Source organism: Streptomyces sp. HPF1205, from assembly GCF_020400825.1.
Taxonomy (GTDB): Bacteria; Actinomycetota; Actinomycetes; order Streptomycetales; family Streptomycetaceae; genus Actinacidiphila.
The window spans coordinates 110,687-128,531 of sequence record NZ_JAINVH010000001.1 but is presented as its reverse complement, the minus strand read 5'-3'; the positions used below and the strand labels follow the sequence as shown (position 1 = coordinate 128,531).

The following is a 17,845-nucleotide window of genomic DNA, read 5'->3' as shown; positions in this document are numbered from 1 at the left end:
CCGTCAGCCGCGGTTCGCGCCGCGCCGCCGGTGCAGGACCAGCCCGGTCAGCCCGGCCGCCGCGAACCCGCCGGTGGCCAGCAGCGCGCCCGTACTCGTACCGGCCACCGCGGGACCGGCCGCAAGCTGCGCCGTACCGCCGCCGCCGGCCGGTTCCGGGCGCTGCGGGCCCCCCGGGCCGGCGGGCGTGCCGGTGGTGCCGCCGCCCGTCCCGATCGTGAGGGTCGCCGTCGCCGAGGCGGCCACGCCGTCGCACTCGACGGAGACGGTGTACGAACCGGGGGTCGCGTCGGACTTGACGAACGCCTGGCCCTCCAGGCCGTTGCCGTCCCGCGCCGGGGCCAGGGTGACGGGGCTGACGAACACGTCCGCGCTCGCCTTGGCCTCATGGGCGCCCGAGCAGGAGGCGGTCAGGCGTACGGTGACCTCCGCGCCGGGCGCGGCCGTCCGCGGGGTGACGTCCATGCCGTGCCATCCCGAGCCCGACGTACCGGATCCCGACGTACCGGATCCCGACGTGCCCGATCCCGCGGAGCCGCCCGTACCGGCCCCCTGGCCGGTGGAGGAGCCGGCGGCCGCGTCGGGCCCGATGGAGCCCGGGTCGGCCGAGCCGGGGTCGGCGGCGCCCGGATCGCCCGCCGCGTCCGTACCGGCGCCGCTGTCCGTGCCCGCGTCGGTGCCGGTGCCGGTGCCGGTCCCGGTATCGCTGCCGGTTCCGGCCGCCGGGGCCGTGGGAGCCTCGCCGGAGGACACCGACGCGCCGCCGGGGCTGTCGGTGGTCGTGGACCTGCTCACCCCCGGGGCGCCGATCGCGGCGGCGGCCGGCACCGGGAGGGCGGTCAGCCCTCCGACGGCGAGCACCACGGCCGCGCCGGCGGCGGCGAGGGCGGGCGGTGTGGGACCGAACATGGGATCAGGACCTCCGCGTCGGCCGGGCGCGCGGACTCGCGCCCGGTGTCTACGAAGATCCCCGGGCCGGCGGCGCGGCGCACGCGGTGCTGCGCCGCCCGGGTGACGGCTCGGACACTTACCGTGAACGCCGTCAGATCTCGGCGACCAGGTCGGCGATCGAGTCGACCACCCGGGAGGGCCGGAACGGGTAGCGGTCTATGTCCCCGGCCTGCGTCAGCCCGGTCAGGACGAGGAAGGTCGTCATCCCGGACTCCAGGCCGGCCAGCACGTCGGTGTCCATCCGGTCGCCGATCATGGCGCTGGACTCGGAGTGAGCGCCGATCGCGTTGAGCCCGGCACGCATCATCAGCGGGTTGGGCTTGCCGACGAAGTACGGCGCCTTGCCGGTGGCCTTGGTGATCAGCGCGGCCACCGAGCCGGCCGCGGGCAGCACGCCCTCCGGGGACGGACCGGTCTCGTCCGGGTTCGTGCACAGGAAGCGGGCACCGCCGTTGATCAGGCGGATCGCCTTGGTGAGCGCCTCGAAGCTGTAGGTGCGGGTCTCGCCGAGGACGACGTAGTCCGGCTCGTGGTCGGTCAGCACGTAACCGACGTCGTGCAGCGCGGTGGTCAGGCCGGCCTCGCCGATGACGTAGGCGGTGCCGCCGGGGCGCTGGTCGTCCAGGAACTTCGCGGTGGCCAGGGCGGAGGTCCAGATGTTGGCCACCGGCACGTCCAGGCCCATGCGGGACAGGCGCGCGTGCAGGTCGCGCGGGGTGTAGATGGAGTTGTTGGTCAGTACGAGGAACGGTTTGCCGGACTCCTTGAGTCCCTTGAGGAAGGCGTCGGCCCCCGGGACGGGAGTGCCCTCGTGGATGAGCACTCCGTCCATGTCGGTGAGCCACGACTCGATGGGCTTGCGGGTCGACACGGAATCGTTTCTCCTGTCCTCGGCACGCGCGTGCGGAGCCCCAGCGTAGCCGGGGCCGTCCGGCGCCGCCCCGGGCGTCTCGTCTGCTGGTCGGGGCGGTGGCGCGCGTCACGGCCCGGGCGTCGCGGCGGGCGTCGTTCCGCCGGGCGCGGCGGATCCGCCGAACAGCGGTGCGAGGGCGAGCAGCGCGGCCCCCTCGGCGACGGCACGGGGGCCGCCGACGGCCACCGGCAGCGGCCTGCCGTACCGCGAGAGCACCGCGGCGACCTCGTCGCGGAACAGGGCGGGGTCGGCGGCGACCGTGCCGCCGCCCAGGACGACCTGGTCGATGTCCAGCAGCGCGGCCAGGTTCGCGGCACCCACGCCGAGCAGCCGGGCCGCGCCCCGCAGGTCCCCCGCCCCGGCGGCGGCCAGGCACAGCGCCTCCAGGCAGCCGCGGTTGCCGCACCGGCACTCGGGCCCGTCGAGCCGCACCACCTGGTGCCCGAACTCCCCCGCCCCGGTGCGCCCGCCGCGGTGGAGGACGCCGCCGAGCACGAGTCCGGCGCCCAGGCCCGTGCCGAGGTGCAGGTACGCGAAGGACGAGCCGGCCGGCCCGGCCGAGCCGTGGGCGAGGACGGCCAGCGCCGCCGCGTTCGTGTTCTTGTCGACCACCACCGGCAGGCCGAGCCGGGCGGCCAGTTCCGCGCGCAGCGGGCACCCCGCCCAGTGCGGGTGCCCTGTGACGCGGTGCAGGACACCTGTGGTGTGGTCGAGGGGGCCGCGCATGCCGACGCCGACCCCCAGGACGGGCGCGGGGGCCGCCGCCAGGACCGTACGCAGGCCCGCGGCGATCGCGGCCAGCCCCTCCTCCACCGGGCGGCCCAGGTCGAGCGGCAGGGTGCGGTCGGCGACGGCACGTCCTGCGAGGTCGGTGAGGACGGCGGTCAGGCGTTCGCCGTCGAGGTGGGCGCCGGCCGCATACCGCGAGCCGGCCGCCAGCCGCAGGTCGGTGCGCGGCTTGCCGCCGGTCGAGGCGCGCCTGCCCGCCTCCTCCACCAGTCCCTCGGCCCGCAGCCGGGCGGCGATCTTGCTGACCGCCTGCGGGGTGAGGCCGGTGCGCTCGGCCAGCTCCGGCCGGCTGAGCCCGCCGCCGCCCGGTGCGCCGGCCGCCTCGCGCAGCAGCGTCAGGACCAGGGCCGTGTTGTGGCTGCGCAGGGCGGGAAGGTTGGCGCCTGCGGTGGACGGGTTCACCCGCCCATTGTCGCCCGCGCTTGCACTTTCGCAACACTGTTGCCAAAGTGGCGCGCATGAGCGCTCCCGGCACCCCCTCCGGTACCCCCGGCCCCGGCCCCCTGCGCGTCGCCCTGGTCGGATACGGCCCGGCCGGGTCCTTCTTCCACGCCCCGCTGATCGCCGCGACGCCCGGCCTGGTCCTGGACACGGTCGTCACCGGGGACGCCGGGCGCCGCGCGGCGGCGCTGGCCGAGCACCCGGGGGTACGGTTCGCCGCCGGCGCCGACGAGGTGTGGGCGCGCGCGGACGAGCTGGACCTGGTCGTGCTCGCCTCCCCCAACCGCACCCACGTCCCCCTGGCCACCGCCGCCCTGGAGGCCGGGCTGCCCGTCGTCGTGGACAAGCCGCTGGCCGGGACCGCGCGGGAGGGCCGCGCCCTGGCGGCGCTCGCCGAGGCGCGCGGACTGCTGCTCACCGTCTTCCACAACCGCCGCTGGGACAGCGACTTCCGCACCCTCCGGGCACTGCTCGCCGAGGGGCGGCTCGGCGACGTGCTCCGCTTCGAGTCGCGGTTCGAACGCTGGCGGCCGCGGCTGAAGGGCGGCTGGCGCGAGTCGGGCGACCCGGCGGAGATCGGCGGACTGCTCTACGACCTCGGAAGCCACCTGGTCGACCAGGCCCTGACGCTGTTCGGCCCGGCCGTGCGGGTCTACGCCGAGGCCGACGTCCGCCGCCCCGGGGCAGCCGCTGACGACGACTGCTTCCTCGCCCTCACCCACGCCGGCGGGGTCCGCTCGCACCTGTGGATGAGCGCCACCGCCTCCCGCCTCGGCCCGCGCCTGCGCGCCCTGGGCACCTGCGGCGGCTACGTGACCCACGGCCTCGACCCGCAGGAAGCGGCCCTGCGGGCGGGCTCACGGCCGGGCACGGCGGGCGCCGAGGGCTCTTCCTGGGGCGCCGTACCGGAGTCCGCCTGGGGCACCCTCGGCACCGACGACGACGGACCCCGGCCCGTCCCGTCCCTGCCCGGCGACTACCCCGCCTTCTACGCCGGCGTGGCCACCGCCCTGCGCGACGGCACACCTGCGCCCGTCACCGCCCTGGAGGCGGTCGCCTGCCTGGAGGTCCTGGAAGCCGCCCGTACGTCGGCGGCCACGGGGCGCGCGGTCGAGATGTGAGCGACGGTCCGCCGGGAGGGGACCGCCGGCCGGGAGGGCCCAGGGGCGCGGCCCCCGCCGGTCGCGTCCTTGCGGCCGGCCCCGTCAGGCGGACCCGAACTCCTGCCGCTGGCGGCCCAGGCCCTCGATCTCCAGCTCCACCACGTCGCCCGGCCGCAGATACGGCTTGGGGTCGGGCCGGCCCAGCGCCACCCCGGCGGGCGTACCCGTGTTGATGACGTCGCCCGGGTAGAGCGTCATGAAGTGGCTGAGGTAGCGGACCACCTCGGCCACCGGGAAGATCTGGTCGGCCGTACTGCCGTCCTGCTTCAGCTCGCCGTTGACCCACAGCCGCAGCGGCAGCGCCTGCGGGTCGGCGACCTCGTCGGCGGTGACCAGCCAGGGCCCCAGCGGGTTGAACGTCTCGCAGTTCTTGCCCTTGTCCCACTGCCCGCCGCGCTCGATCTGGAACGCGCGCTCGGACACGTCGTGCGCGATCGCGTAGCCCGCCACGGCGGCCAGCGCCTCCTCGTGCGAGGCCGCGTACCGCAGCTCCCGCCCGATCACCACGGCGAGTTCGATCTCCCAGTCGGTCTTGGCCGACCCGCGCGGCACCAGCACGGTGTCCTCGGGTCCGACGACCGTGTCGGGGGCCTTCATGAAGACCACCGGCTCGGCGGGCGGGGTGGCGCCGGTCTCGGCGGCGTGGTCGTGGTAGTTGAGGCCGATGCAGACGATCTTGCCGATCCGGCCCAGCGGCGGTCCGACCCGCAGCCCCGGGTCCAGCGCGGGCAGCGACCCGGCCGTCAGGGCCGCCTCCACCGCGGCCAGCCGGGACGTGTCGGCGAGCAGCGACCCGTCGATGTCCGGCACGAGACCGCTCAGGTCGCGCGCCACGCCCTCCCGGTCCAGCACGGCCGGGCGCTCCGCCCCGGCGGGTCCGACACGCAGCAGCTTCACCGTCACAACTCCGTTGTCTTGTGCGTCTTGCGGGTCCTGCGGGTCCTGCGGGTCTCGTGTATCCCTGCGCATCGCATGGGGCCGCCGCCCGGGGCCCGAGGGACGGTCATCGGATGTCTCGTGCGATCTTTCAAGGGCGCGGGCCGCCCGCGCAACCCCCTCCCGCCAGGTGGACACCGGGGCCGTGGGCCGCGGACACACGGGGAGGTGCCTCAGCCGTCCCAGCCATCCGAGCCGTCCCCAGTCGTCCCAGCCATCCGAGCCGTCCGAGCCGTCCCCGGCCGCCTCAGCCGCCCGCCGCGCGGGCCACCGTGTAGATGAGCAGGCCCGCGAGCGCGCCCACCACCGTGCCGTTGATCCGGATGAACTGCAGATCGCGCCCGACGTGCGCCTCGATCTTCCGCGAGGTCTGGTCGGCGTCCCAGCCGGCCACCGTCTCGCTGATCAGCGAGGTGATCTCGGCCTGGTACGTGGTCACCAGATACGTGGCCGCGTCCTCCAGCCAGGTGTCCACCTTCCCCTGGAGCCGCGCGTCCGTGGCCAGCCGGCCGCCCAGCGACAGCAGCGAGGCGCGGGCCCGCAGGCGCAGTTCGCTGCGCTCGTCCTCGGCGGCGGCCACCACCATGGCCCGTACCGAACCCCAGGCCGACGCGATCAGGTCCTGCACCTCGCCCCGCGCCAGCAGGTCCTTCTTCAGCCGCTCGACCCGGGCGCGGGTGTCGGGGTCCGACTGCAGCTCCACCGCGAAGTCGCGCAGGAAACGGTCCACCGCGCCGCGCGCCGGATGACCCGGCGAGTCCCGCATCTCCGTGACGAACCGCAGCAGCTCCTTGTAGACCCGCTCGCCGACCTTGCGGTCCACGAACCGCGGCGTCCAGCCCGGCGCCCCGCCCTGCACGGCCTCCATCACCGAGTCGCCGTGCAGCACCAGCCAGTCGTGCGCCCGTACGCACACCAGGTCCACCATCCGCCGGTGGCCGCCGTCCGCGACGATCCGCTCCAGCATCTTGCCCAGCCCCGGCGCGATCTCCTGGGCGTCGGCCCGCCTGGTGATGGCCTCGCCGACCACGGCCTGGACGTCGGAGTCGCGCAGCACCGTCAGCACGCCGCGCAGCGCCGCCGCGGCCTGCTCGGTGACCTTGTCCGTGTTGCCCGGCTCGGCCAGCCAGCCGCCGAGCCGCGCGCCGATGCCGACCGCGCGCAGCCGGGCCCGCACCACGTCCGCGGACAGGAAGTTCTCGCCGACGAACTCGCCCAGGCTCGCACCGAGCGCGTCCTTCTTCGTCGGGATGATCGCGGTGTGCGGGATGGGCAGGCCGAGCGGGCGGCGGAACAGCGCGGTCACCGCGAACCAGTCGGCCAGCGCGCCCACCATCCCGGCCTCCGCCGCGGCGGCCAGGTAACCCGCCCACGGCCCGGCGCCGTGCGCGCCCGCCACCTTGGCGATCACGTACACCGCAGTCGCGGCGAGCAGGAAACCGGTGGCGATCAGCTTCATCCGCCGCACGCCGCGGCGCCGGGCGGCGTCGAGCTCGGCGCTCCCCGGGCGCGTACCGAGGGGTCCGGAGGGGCCGGAGGCGGCCGGGCCGGCCCCGCGGCGACCACCCCCCGGGCCGCCGGGACCGCCCCCCGGGCCGCGCTCGGCAGGCTCGGGCCCCACCGACCCCGTCCGCTCCACCCGCCCCACCCGTCCCGTCGGCCCCTGGTCGGCACCCGTCACGGCAGGTCCCGGCGCCGGACCTGCCACACCGTTCGTTCGCCCCGCGCCACCCGCGTCCATGCGCTCCACCCGCGTATTCTCACCGCCACTGCCAGTCTTGGAACGAACGAGGGGTTCCCGGCGGCTCCCGGTGTCGCCCGGAGCCGCCGGCGCGCCGCCCCCGGCCGGAGGAACAGCATGGCCCAGCCCGACCCGAGCGGGGGACTGCCCGGATACGCCGAGCACTTCGAGGAACCCGCCGGCTACCTGGACTTCGCCCGGTACGGGCCCCCCTCGCGCGACGTGCTGGCCGCGACCGCCGAGGCGCTGGGCCGCTCGGCGCGGGCCGGCCGGGACACGGTCGACGAGCTGATGCGCGCCGACGAAAGGGCCCGCGCGGCCGCCGCCCGGCTGGCCGGAACGGACGCCGCGCACACCGTGCTGCTCCCCAACGCCTCCACCGGGCTGTTCCACGCCGCCTTCGGCATCCCCTCCGGCACGGTCCTGGTGCCCGCGGCGGACTTCCCGGCCAACCACTACCCCTGGCGCCGCAGCGCCGCGCTCGGCCGGGCGGTGCCGCGCTGGCTGCGGGCCGACGCGCGCGGCCTGATCACCCCCGACGCGGTACGGGCCGCGCTCACCGACGACGTGGTCGCCCTCGCCGTCAGCGCCGTCGACTTCCGCACCGGAGCACGCGCCGACCTGGCCGGGCTGCGCGAGGTGATCGGGGAGGACCGGCTGCTCGTCGTGGACGGCATCCAGGGCTTCGGCGCGGCCGATCTGCCCTGGCCGGCGGCCGACGTGCTCGTCACCGGCGGGCAGAAATGGCTGCGGGCGAGCTGGTCCACCGGCTTCGCCGCCCTGTCCGACCGGGCCCTGGAACGCCTGGAACCCACCCTCACCGGCTGGACCGGCGTCACGGACGTGGCCGTCTTCGACGACACCGAGCATCCTGTCGCGCCCGGAGCCGGGCGCTGGAGCATCACCAACCTCAGCCCGGTCGCCGCCGCCGCCTTCGCGGCGGCCCTCGAACTGGTCGAGGCCGCGACCGTCCCCGCCATCGAGGCGCACATCGCCCTGCGGGTGGACCAGCTCATCGACACCGTCCGCGCCCGCGGCGGCGAGATCCTCTCCCCCACGGACCCCGACCGCCGGGCCGGCATCGTCTCCTTCCACCTCCCCGGCACCGACCCCGCCGACGTCGCCAAGGCCCTCCACGCCCACGACGTGACCCCCTCGGTCCGCGCCCCCACGGTCCGCCTCTCGGCCCACGCCTCCACCCCCCACTCAGCCGTGGAACGCGTCGACGCGGCGCTGAAGTCCCTGCGATGACGGGCGCCCGGGGCGGCCGGGCCCGCCCGAGATGCGAAGGCCCGCTCTCGCCGGGAGAGCGGGCCTTCGGCAGGTGCGGCCGGTGGGACTCGAACCCACATGGGATTGCTCCCACGAGAACCTAAATCTCGCGCTTATGCCAATTCAGCAACGGCCGCCGGGCACGACCATGCTATCGGCTCGGTGCCTCCCGCAGGGGGCGGTATCCCGCTGCCGCATCCCGCTGTGCCCGCCCGGCGCCACGGCACCAGGTCGCGGTCAGCGCGTGGCAGTTGGGGCACAGGTAGCGCAGGTTCTCCCGCCGGTTGTCCAGCCAGTCCCCGCTGATGTGGTCGATCTGGAGGGTGATCGGCCTGCCCAGCCATTCGCCGGGATTCCCGCAGGCCTCGCACCGGTAGGGGACGCCCAGTTCCGCCAGTGCCCGCTGAAGGCGGTCCCGGTTGACACGAGCCGAGCCGGCCGGTCGCACGACGAGGACGTCCGCGGCAATGCTCCTCGGGCGGGGTTGCGGCACTGTCCTGCGGGCTTGCCTCCTGAAGTGGGTGGTGTCCAGTCCCAGCCGGGTGACCTCCCGCTGCAGTCGGCGGTGGTTGGCATCGTTCACGGGGAGGCCGAGGGCTCGCATGACGTCCGCGTAGCTGCCGGCGGTGGGCAGCACGGACCGCAGCGCCGGCTCGGGGATCGGCTTTCGCGCATGCCGGAAGTGGGCGGTGCTCACGCCGCACTCCCGTAGCCTGCGGCCGAGTGCCGCTCGCCTGCGTCCGTCATCGGGCACGCCCAAGGCACGCGCCACCGCCCGGAGGCTGTCCGACGAAGCGGCGGCACTCGCGAGTTCCTCCGGGGTGAACGGCAGGTCCGCGACGGCCCGGTTCAGTCCGGGGAAACGGCTGACGTCGATGCCCGCCGCGGATATGCGACGGCGCAGGTGCGACAGCGTGCCCGGGGCCGGAACCGCGCCGAGCGCCCGGGCGACGTCCACGAGGGTCCTGGCGCCCCTGACCGCTTCGGCCAGTGCCTCGTCCGAGTACGCCCGCAACGGTCCGCGCCGGAAATGGCCCGTGTCCAGGCCCAGCTCGGCGACGCGGCGCTGGAGCGCCCTGCGGCCCCCGCCGCTGTTGATCATCCCCAAGGCGCGCATGGCTTCGGCCCAGCTGGTCGCTTCAGCGACCGCCCGGGCCACCTGCGCGGGCTCGTACGTACGTGGCATGCGATCCCCCCGCGTCGGACTGGCGTTCGACCTCCGCCCGGATCAACGACGAGGCGATGAAAAGGTCACACCGGTCCGAACCGCCGCCCGGACGCGCCGAACGGAGGCCGGGAAGGTCACACCCCCAGATCCCGCAGGAGCTTCGCGACGTGGCCCGTGGCGCGGACGTTGTAGAAAGCGTGGGCGATCGTGCCGTTTTCGTCGACGACCACCGTGGAGCGGATGACGCCGGTGTAGGTCTTGCCGTAGTTGGTCTTCTCGCCGAAGGCGCCGTAGGCGGTGAGGGTGGTCCTGTCGGGGTCGGAGACCAGGGTGACCTTGAGGGATTCCTTCTCGCGGAACTTGGCGAGCTTCTCGGGCTTGTCCGGGGAGACGCCGATGACGTCGTAGCCGGCGGCGGCCAGGACATCGAGGTTGTCGGTGAAGTCGCAGGCCTGCTTGGTGCAGCCGGGGGTCATGGCGGAGGGGTAGAAGTAGACGATGACCTTGCGGCCGCGGTGGTCGGACAGCGAGACGGGCTTGCCGTCGGCGTCGGGCAGGGTGAAGTCGGGGGCGGTGTCGCCGGGGGCGAGGCGCTCGGCCATGGGTGGCTCCTGGGCAATCGGGGTGCCGACGGGGCGGGGGCCGCGTCGTACTGACAGACTGTCCGAACGGTACCGAATCAGGCGATGGAGGCATGCGGTGGCGGAGGCCAGGACGCCCGCACAGATCGAGGCGGACATCACCCGCAGGCGGCAGGAGCTCGCGGCGACGCTCGACGAGCTGGCGGTTCGTGTGCACCCGGCGACGATCGCGCGGGACACCAAGGCCAAGGCGGTCTCGGCGCTGGACCGTACGGTGGGGCAGGCGTACGTGGCGGCGAACCGCGCGGTGACCCAGGTCCGGGCCCAGTTCGTCACGGACGGGGGCAGGCCGCGGGCCGGCCGGATCGTGCCGGTCGCGGTGGCCGCGGTGGTGCTGGTCGGTGCGGCGGCCGCAGCCTCGGCGCGGCGGCGGCACAGGTAACGTCGTGGCCGTGAGTCCCAACAGTGAGCACGACAAGCTGCCCATCCGGATGCTGCACGACCGCGTTCTCGTGCGGCAGGAGTCCGGGGAGGGCGAGCGCCGCAGCGGTGGCGGCATCCTGATCCCGGCGACGGCGGCCGTCGGCAAGCGCCTGGCGTGGGCCGAGGTCGTCGCGGTGGGTCAGAACGTCCGGACGGTCGAGGTCGGCGACCGGGTGCTGTTCGACCCGGAGGACCGGGCCGAGGTCGAGGTGCGCGGGGTGGCGTACGTCCTGATGCGCGAGCGCGACCTGCACGCGGTGGCCGCCGAGCGCCTGCAGGGGACGGACGACTCCACCGGGCTGTACCTGTAATCCTCTGGACCTGTAAACCCTGTGGACCTGCGAACCTCTGCACCTGTGGCCTGTGGACCTCTGAGCCCCTGAGCCCCTGCCCCTGAACCTCTGAGCCCCTGAGCGTCCGAACCTCTCGGTCCCGCGCCGGGTCAGCGCGTGCCCGCCGTCCGTGCCTGCCGGGCGCCGGAGCCCGTGCCCGTCGTTGTCCCCCCGGATCCGCCGGACGCGGTGCCGGAACCGGTGCCGGCCGAGCCCGCGCCCGGTCCGTCGGCGCCCGTGCCCCCGGTGGTGGTGCCGCCGCTCGTCCCGCCGGTGGTGCCACCCGTATCGTTCCCGCCGGTCGCCGCACCGGTCGTGCCGCCCACGGGGTTCATCGTCGGGGGGCCGGTCGGTGGGGGCGTGGTGGCGGGCGGCGTCGTGGGGGGCGGGGTGCTGGTGGTCGGCGGGGTCGTGGCGGGGGAAGTGGGCGGCGTGGAGGCCGTGGTCGGGGGCCGGCTGCCGGTGGTGGCGGGGGTCGTACCGGTGTCGGTCGGGGTGGCGGTGTCGCCGGTCTGGGAGGGGTCGCCGCTCATCGCCTGGAGGTCGAAGTCCTGCGGGGTCTGCCCGCGCAGGGCGTCGGCGGTGTACTGGGCCCAGACCTCGCCGGGTGGGCCGCCGCCGTTGACCCGGGACTGGCCGAGTGCGCCGTTGAGGGATTCCTGGGCGCCGTTGTCGGGGTTGAGGCCGAGGACGGCGACCACGGTGGCCAGCTTGGGGGTGTAGCCGGCGAACCAGGCGGCCTTGTCGTTCTCGGCGGTGCCGGTCTTGGCGGCGGAGGGCCAGCCGGAGGCCTGCGCGGCGGTGGCGGTGGCGCCGGGGCTGTCGACCACGCTGCGCAGGACGGCGGTGGTGGTGTCGGCGGCTTGGCGGGGGATCGCCTGGACCGGGTGGCGGGAGGGCAGCTCCAGGTTGTCGCCGTCCTTTGTGATCTTGCTGACCAGGGAGTACGGGACGCGCCTGCCGTGGTCGGCGAGGGTGGCGTAGACCTGCGCCATGTCGAGCGGGCTGGCGCCGAAGGCGCCGAGCGCCATGGCGGGGGTCTTGGGGATGTCCACGTCGTCGGGCATGCCGAGCGCGTGGGCGGTGTCGATCACCTTGCCGGTGCCGATGTCCTGCGCCATCTGGGCGAAGACGGCGTTGACGGACTTGTCCATCGCGCGGGTGACGGTGATGTCGCCGTAGGAGTGCTGGTCCTCGTTCTCCGGGGCGTAGCCGACCGGGCCGTCGGGGCCCTGCACCGGGCGTTTGTTGTCGCCGTTGTAGACGGTGTCGGGGGTGATGATCCGGCCGTCCTGGGTGAGGGAGCCGAGTTCCACCGCGGAGGCGAGCAGCACCGGCTTGAACGTGGAGCCGGGCTGGTAGGTGGCGTTGGTGGCGCTGCTGACGTACTGCTTGGTGTAGTCCAGGCCGCCGTAGAGGGCGATCACGTCGCCGGTGGCCGGGTCGATGGAGACGCCACCGGTGCGGACGTAGGCGTCGGCCCTGGTCCGGCCGAGTTTGTCCCAGACGTTGTCCTGGGCGGCTTTGACGAAGGCGTCCTCGGCGGGTTTGCGCAGGGTGGTGACGATGCGGTAGCCGCCGCTCCTGAGGGCGTCGGGGTCCACGATGTGGTTGTCGGTGAGGTACTTGTTGACGGCCTCGATGATGTAGCCGCGCTGGCCGGCCTTGCTGGCGACCGGCTTGGGCCGGCCGATGGCCGGGAAGGCGGTGGCGTCGCGCTGGGACTGCGTGAGCCAGCCTTCCTTGACCATGCCGTCCAGGACGTAGTTCCAGCGGGCCTTGGCGGCGTGGGCGTTCTCCGGGTGGGCGGACAGGTCGTACTCGCTGGGGGCGTTGAGCAGGGTGGCGAGGTACGCGCCCTCGGCGGTGGTGAGGTCGGCGGCGTCCTTGTCGAAGTAGGCCCGGGAGGCCGCTTCTATGCCGTAGGCGTTGCGGCCGTAGTAGCTGGTGTTGAGGTAGCCCTCCAGGATCTGGTCCTTGGTCTCGTTGCGGTCCAGCTTTATGGCGATGAAGAACTCCTTCAGCTTGCGCGAGGCGGTCTGCGCCTGGTTGAGGTAGTAGTTCTTCACGTACTGCTGGGTGATGGTCGAGCCGGACTGCCGGCCCTTGCCGGTGGCGGTGTTCCAGGCGGCGCGCACCATGGACTTCGGGCTGACGGCGGACTCGTGGTAGAAGTTGCGGTCCTCGGCGGACAGCACCGCGTACTGGGCGGTCTTGGCGACGGCGCTGAGCGGGACGTTCTGCCGGTTGACGGCTCCGTCGACGGAGATCTCGGTCTTGCCGTCGGCGTAGAGGTAGACGTTGTTCTGGGCGACGGCGGCGGCGTTCGGGTCCGGGATCGACACGAGGGCGTAGCCGAGGAAGAAGCCTCCGATGAGGACCAGCAGCACCCCGAGGACGGCTCCGGTGACGACCCTCCAGGTGGGCAGCAGCCGGCGCCATCCGGTCCGGCCGGTGCGGCCCGTTGCGCTGTGCACTTCGCTCATGTCGTGTGGGACTCCTCCGCCGCCGCCGGGGTTGGTCGGTCCACGGCGAAACATGATGGACTTTTCGGTGCGTACGCTCCCGTACGGACACGTAATCCGTTCTCCACACTGTCGCATCCCCCGTAAGCGGTGGATCAGCGCGACGCATCCGTGACAGGTCTGTGACAGGCCGGACGGCGCACCGCGGCCGCCCGATCGGGTGGTGGCCGGGGGTAATCCGGTGGTGGCCGGTGGGCGGGCCGTACTAGGCTCGGCGGCTTGTGTGCCGGAGGGATGTGAGGGGGTTCGAGGCGATGGGGCCGTTCCGTCCGGCCTTCTACGCGGCGGTCGCGGTCCGGGCCTTCCGGCGGTACGCGACGTATCGCAGGGCCACCGCCGCGGGCGTCTTCACGAACACCGTGTTCGGTTTCATCATCTCGTACACCTTTGTCGCCCTGTGGGGGCTGCGGCCGCACCTGGGCGGGTACAGCCAGGCGCAGGCGCTGACGTACGTGTGGACCGGGCAGGCGCTGCTGGTACCGCTGTCGCTGATGGGCGGTGGTTTCGAGGACGAGCTGATGGAGCGGATCAGGTCGGGGGACATCGCGGTGGACCTGTACCGGCCGGCCGATCTGCAGGGCTGGTGGCTGGCCTCCGACCTGGGGCGGGGCTCTTTCCACCTGATGGCGCGCGGGGTGGTGCCGATGGTGTGCGGGGCGGTAGCGTTCCGGCTGGCGCTGCCGTCGGATCCGTGGACGTGGCTGCTGTTCCTGGCGGCGGTGGGGCTGGGGCTGGTGGTGAGCTTCGGCATCCGGTACCTGGTGGCGCTGAGCGCGTTCTGGCTGCTGGACGGGACCGGGGTGAGCCAGGTGGCGTGGCTGGCGGGGCTGTTCTTCTCGGGGATGCTGCTGCCGTTGACGGTGTTCCCGGGCCGGCTGGGCACTCTGGCCCGCGCGCTGCCGTGGTCGGCGATGCTGCAGGTCCCGGCGGATGTGCTGCTGGGCCGGCACCGTGGCGGCGGGGCGCTGCTGGCGCTGGCCTTCGAGGCCGGGTGGGCGGTGGCGCTGCTGGCGGCGGGGCGGGCGCTGCAGTCGGTGGCGACGCGGCGGGTGGTGGTGCAGGGTGGCTGAGGCGGCGTCGGGTACGGCTTCCGCGGGGGGCCGGGAGGAGGCCGGGCCGCCGGCTTGGAAGCGCCCGGCGGCGGGAGTCGCGGCAGGGGCCGGGCCCGGCTCGCGCGTCGCCGAGGGCCTGCGCGCGTACGGCCTGATCGTGGCGATGTGGGTGCGCTCCACGATGGCCTACCGGACGTCGTTCTTCATCACGGCGCTGGGCAACTTCGCCGCGACCGGGCTGGATTTCGCCACGATCCTGCTGATGTTCGGGCACACCCGGGTGCTCGGTGGGTTCTCGCTGCCGGAGGTGGCGTTCCTGTACGGGACGACGAGCACCTCGTTCGGGCTGGCGGACCTGCTGCTGGGGTCGATGGACCGGCTGGGCCGGCGGGTGCGGGACGGGACACTGGACACGCTGCTGCTGCGGCCGGTGCCGGTGCTGGCGCAGGTCGCGGCGGACAGGTTCGCGCTGCGGCGGCTGGGCCGGATCACGCAGGGCGGCCTGGTGCTGTGCTGGGCGCTGGCCCGGGTGGACGTGGCGTGGACGCCGGTGAAGGTGGTGATGGTGCCGGTGACGGTGGTGTCGGGGGCGGCGATCTTCGGTGCCGTGTGGGTGGCGGGCGGCGCCCTGCAGTTCTGGGCGAGCGACGCCTCGGAGGTGCAGAACTCCGTGACGTACGGCGGCAACACGATGCTGCAGTACCCGCCGGGGGTGTTCTCCCGCGAGCTGGTGCGCGGGGTGACCTTCGTGGTGCCGCTGGCGTTCGTCAACTGGCTGCCGGCGCTGCGCGTGCTGGGCCGGCCGGACCCGCTGGCGCTGCCCGGCTGGGTGGATTTCTGCTCGCCGCTGGTGGCCGCGCTGTGCTGCGCGCTGGCGGGTCTGGCGTGGCGGGCGGGCCTTCGTTCGTACCGCAGTACAGGGAGTTGACGGGTGGTGGAGTACGTGGGCGGGCAGGGGCCGGGGGAACCGGTCATCGAACTCGACGGCGTGCGCAAGGTGTTCGAGGTGCGCCGCAAGGCCGGCAAGGGGCTGCGGCGGGAGCGGCGGGAGGTGCGGGCGGTCGACGGCATCTCGTTCACGGTGCCGCGCGGCGAGGTGGTCGGCTACATCGGGCCCAACGGGGCCGGGAAGTCGACGACGATCAAGATGCTCACCGGGATCCTGTACCCCAGCTCGGGCCGGATCCGGATCTGCGGGATCGATCCGAGCCGGGACCGTACCCGGCTGGCCCGCCGGATCGGGGTGGTCTTCGGGCAGCGCACCACCTTGTGGTGGGACCTGCCGCTGCGCGACTCGTACGAGCTGGTGCGCCGCATGTACCGGGTGGAGCCGGCGCGGTACGCCGCCAATCTCGCGGCCTGCACCGAACTGCTGGACCTCGGGCCGCTGCTGGACGTGCCGGTGCGGCAGTTGTCGCTGGGCCAGCGGATGCGCGGGGACATCGCGGCGGCGCTGCTGCACGATCCGGAGGTGCTCTACCTGGACGAGCCGACGATCGGCCTGGACGTGGTCAGCAAGGCGCGGGTGCGGGACTTCCTGCGTACGGTGAACACCGAGCGCGGCACCACGGTGCTGCTGACCACCCATGACCTGACCGACATCGAGACGCTGTGCCGCCGGGTGATGGTCATCGACCACGGCCGGCTGATGTACGACGGGGACCTGGCGGGGCTGCACGCGGTCGGCGACAGTGAGCGGACCCTGGTGGTCGACTTCGAGCGCGAGCTTGCGCCGGTGGCGGTGGCGGGGGCCCGCTTCGTGCGCGCGGAGGGGCCCCGCCAGTGGCTGGCCTTCCCGACCTCGGCGAGCGCGGCCCCGCTGGTGGCGGACCTGGCGGCGCGCTACCCGCTGGTGGACCTGTCGGTGCGGGAGCCGGCGATCGAGGACGTGATCGCCCGGATGTACGGGGAGGCGTCCGCCTGAACCGCCCCGGCCCGGGGGCCGGGCGAAGGGGCCGGTCCGGGTGCCGGCCCGGGTGGCGGTCCGGATGGCGGCCCGGATGCCGGTCGAGGGGCCGATCGCGGTGCCGGTCCGGGTGGCGGTCCGGCTGCCGGTCCGGATGCCGGCCCCGCGGTCAGCCGAGCAGTTCGCCGATCTGCGGGGCCAGGGCGCGGAAGGCCTGGCCGCGGTGGCTGATGGCGTTCTTCTCCGCGGGGCTGAGTTCGGCGCAGGTGCGGGTCTCGCCGTCGGGCTGGAGGATCGGGTCGTAGCCGAAGCCGCCGCTGCCGGCGGGGGTGTGGCGCAGGGTGCCGCGCAGGCGTCCCTCGGCGACGCGGGAGGTGCCGCCCGGCAGGGCGAGGGCGGCGGCGCAGGCGAAGTGGGCGGCGCGGTACGGGGTGTCGATGTCGGCGAGCTGGGCGAGCAGCAGGTCGAGGTTGGCGGCGTCGTCGCCGTGCCGGCCGGCCCAGCGGGCGGAGAAGATGCCGGGGGCGCCGCCGAGCACGTCGACGCACAGCCCGGAGTCGTCGGCGACCGCGGGCAGGCCGGTGGCGTCGGCCAGGGCGCGCGCCTTGAGCAGCGCGTTCTCCGCGAAGGTGACGCCGGTCTCCTTGACGTCGGGTACGTCGGGGTAGGCGTCGGTCCCGACCAGTTCGACGTCGAGCCCGGTCTGTTCGAGGATCGCCCGCAGTTCGGTGACCTTGTGGGCGTTGCGGGTGGCCAGGACGAGGCGGCGGGTCATACGGCGGTCTCCTCCAGGGCGGCCTTCTGGGCGGCGGTGAGGCGTTCGCACCCGCCGACCGCGAGGGCGAGCAGCGTGTCGAGTTCGGCGCGGTCGAAGGGCTTGCCCTCGGCGGTGCCCTGGACCTCCACGAAGCGGCCGTCGCCGGTGCAGACGACGTTCATGTCGGTCTCGGCCTTCACGTCCTCCTCGTAGGCGAGGTCGAGCAGGGGGACGCCGTCGACGATGCCGACGCTGACGGCGGCGACGGTCCCGGTGATCGGCTGGGCCTTGGCGCGGACGAGATGGTTGGCCCGCATCCAGGCGACGGCGTCGGCGAGGGCGACGTAGGCGCCGGTGATCGCGGCGGTACGGGTGCCGCCGTCGGCCTGGAGCACGTCGCAGTCGAGGACGACGGTGTTCTCGCCGAGCGCCTTGTAGTCCACGACGGCCCTCAGCGAGCGGCCGATCAGGCGGGAGATCTCGTGGGTGCGGCCGCCGATCTTGCCGCGGACGGACTCGCGGTCGCCGCGGGTGTTGGTGGCGCGGGGCAGCATCGCGTACTCGGCGGTGACCCAGCCCTCCCCGCTGCCCTTGCGCCACCGGGGCACGCCCTGGGTGGCGCTGGCGGTGCACAGCACTCGGGTGTCGCCGAAGGAGACCAGGACGGAGCCTTCGGCGTGCTTGCTCCAGCGCCGCTCGATGGTGACCGGGCGGAGCTGGTCGGGGGTGCGGCCGTCGAATCGTGACATGGGGCGAGCCTACCGGCGACGGCGGACCCCCTCGCCGGCCCGGGCGTCCCCGCGGGCGGGCCGGCGCCGCCCGCGGGCCGTGCCGG

Annotated in this window: 17 protein-coding genes and 1 tRNA gene; 7 read left to right on the top strand and 11 right to left on the bottom strand. The window is 74.3% G+C overall.

The window, feature by feature from the left end:
* Positions 1–3: 3 nt before the first annotated feature.
* The 3 genes from K7G61_RS00545 to K7G61_RS00535 form a co-directional block, all read right to left on the bottom strand.
* Positions 4–909 (bottom strand): hypothetical protein, encoded by a 906-nt coding sequence (locus K7G61_RS00545; protein WP_225844469.1) that lies wholly within the window; start codon positions 907–909, stop codon positions 4–6.
* A gap of 133 nt (positions 910–1,042) precedes the next feature.
* Positions 1,043–1,822, bottom strand: coding sequence for an HAD-IIA family hydrolase (locus K7G61_RS00540; RefSeq protein WP_225844468.1), 780 nt, complete (start codon positions 1,820–1,822; stop codon positions 1,043–1,045).
* Between the two features lie 108 nt (positions 1,823–1,930).
* Positions 1,931–3,055 (bottom strand): ROK family transcriptional regulator, encoded by a 1,125-nt coding sequence (locus tag K7G61_RS00535; protein WP_225844467.1) that lies wholly within the window; start codon positions 3,053–3,055, stop codon positions 1,931–1,933.
* Positions 3,056–3,111: 56 nt separating this feature from the next.
* Between K7G61_RS00535 and K7G61_RS00530 the strand changes: the two genes are divergently transcribed.
* Complete coding sequence (locus K7G61_RS00530; protein WP_225844466.1) at positions 3,112–4,215, top strand: Gfo/Idh/MocA family oxidoreductase; 1,104 nt, start codon at positions 3,112–3,114, stop codon at positions 4,213–4,215.
* Positions 4,216–4,299: 84 nt separating this feature from the next.
* Here the strand turns inward: K7G61_RS00530 and K7G61_RS00525 are convergent, their stop codons facing one another.
* Both K7G61_RS00525 and K7G61_RS00520 read right to left on the bottom strand, forming a co-directional pair.
* Complete coding sequence (locus K7G61_RS00525; protein ID WP_225844465.1) at positions 4,300–5,154, bottom strand: fumarylacetoacetate hydrolase family protein; 855 nt, start codon at positions 5,152–5,154, stop codon at positions 4,300–4,302.
* 286 nt (positions 5,155–5,440) lie between these two features.
* Positions 5,441–6,934 carry a DUF445 domain-containing protein gene (locus K7G61_RS00520; RefSeq protein WP_374204023.1) on the bottom strand — a complete coding sequence of 498 codons (1,494 nt, stop codon included), beginning with the start codon at positions 6,932–6,934 and terminating at the stop codon, positions 5,441–5,443.
* Positions 6,935–7,051: 117 nt separating this feature from the next.
* On the opposite strand from K7G61_RS00520, the gene K7G61_RS00515 reads away from it, so the two are divergent.
* Positions 7,052–8,185 (top strand): aminotransferase class V-fold PLP-dependent enzyme, encoded by a 1,134-nt coding sequence (locus K7G61_RS00515; protein WP_225844464.1) that lies wholly within the window; start codon positions 7,052–7,054, stop codon positions 8,183–8,185.
* A 74-nt stretch (positions 8,186–8,259) separates the two neighbouring features.
* Here K7G61_RS00515 and K7G61_RS00510 read toward each other — a convergent pair.
* From K7G61_RS00510 to bcp, 3 genes are all read right to left on the bottom strand, one after another.
* Positions 8,260–8,343 (bottom strand) — tRNA-Leu (locus K7G61_RS00510).
* 14 nt (positions 8,344–8,357) lie between these two features.
* A complete protein-coding gene (locus K7G61_RS00505; protein ID WP_225844463.1) occupies positions 8,358–9,392 on the bottom strand; it encodes an HNH endonuclease signature motif containing protein in 1,035 nt (344 codons plus the stop codon).
* Positions 9,393–9,508: 116 nt separating this feature from the next.
* Positions 9,509–9,976, bottom strand: coding sequence for a thioredoxin-dependent thiol peroxidase (gene bcp, locus K7G61_RS00500; RefSeq protein ID WP_225844462.1), 468 nt, complete (start codon positions 9,974–9,976; stop codon positions 9,509–9,511).
* 97 nt (positions 9,977–10,073) lie between these two features.
* Between bcp and K7G61_RS00495 the strand changes: the two genes are divergently transcribed.
* Both K7G61_RS00495 and K7G61_RS00490 read left to right on the top strand, forming a co-directional pair.
* Entirely contained in the window at positions 10,074–10,397 is a 324-nt protein-coding gene (locus tag K7G61_RS00495; protein WP_225844461.1) for a DUF3618 domain-containing protein, read from the top strand.
* A 49-nt stretch (positions 10,398–10,446) separates the two neighbouring features.
* A complete protein-coding gene (locus K7G61_RS00490; protein WP_225844805.1) occupies positions 10,447–10,749 on the top strand; it encodes a co-chaperone GroES in 303 nt (100 codons plus the stop codon).
* Between the two features lie 131 nt (positions 10,750–10,880).
* Here the strand turns inward: K7G61_RS00490 and K7G61_RS00485 are convergent, their stop codons facing one another.
* Positions 10,881–13,256, bottom strand: a complete 2,376-nt coding sequence (locus tag K7G61_RS00485; RefSeq protein ID WP_225844460.1) for a transglycosylase domain-containing protein — start codon at positions 13,254–13,256, stop codon at positions 10,881–10,883.
* Positions 13,257–13,549: 293 nt separating this feature from the next.
* On the opposite strand from K7G61_RS00485, the gene K7G61_RS00480 reads away from it, so the two are divergent.
* From K7G61_RS00480 to K7G61_RS00470, 3 genes are read left to right on the top strand one after another with little or no spacing between them, the layout of a single operon-like run.
* The gene (locus tag K7G61_RS00480) at positions 13,550–14,365 is read left to right on the top strand and encodes an ABC-2 family transporter protein (RefSeq protein WP_225844459.1); all 816 of its coding nucleotides are present in this window, start codon (positions 13,550–13,552) and stop codon (positions 14,363–14,365) included.
* On the top strand, positions 14,358–15,275 hold the full coding sequence (locus K7G61_RS00475) for an ABC transporter permease (RefSeq protein ID WP_374204012.1): 918 nt from the start codon (positions 14,358–14,360) through the stop codon (positions 15,273–15,275). Before K7G61_RS00480 ends, K7G61_RS00475 begins: the two co-directional genes overlap by 8 nt.
* A gap of 3 nt (positions 15,276–15,278) precedes the next feature.
* Positions 15,279–16,271 carry an ATP-binding cassette domain-containing protein gene (locus tag K7G61_RS00470; protein ID WP_225844458.1) on the top strand — a complete coding sequence of 331 codons (993 nt, stop codon included), beginning with the start codon at positions 15,279–15,281 and terminating at the stop codon, positions 16,269–16,271.
* Between the two features lie 151 nt (positions 16,272–16,422).
* On the opposite strand, the gene rdgB is transcribed toward K7G61_RS00470, so the two are convergent.
* Positions 16,423–17,028 (bottom strand): RdgB/HAM1 family non-canonical purine NTP pyrophosphatase, encoded by a 606-nt coding sequence (gene rdgB, locus K7G61_RS00465; protein ID WP_225844457.1) that lies wholly within the window; start codon positions 17,026–17,028, stop codon positions 16,423–16,425.
* Entirely contained in the window at positions 17,025–17,759 is a 735-nt protein-coding gene (gene rph / locus K7G61_RS00460) for a ribonuclease PH (protein WP_225844456.1), read from the bottom strand. Before rph ends, rdgB begins: the two co-directional genes overlap by 4 nt.
* Between the last annotated feature and the right edge of the window lie 86 nt (positions 17,760–17,845).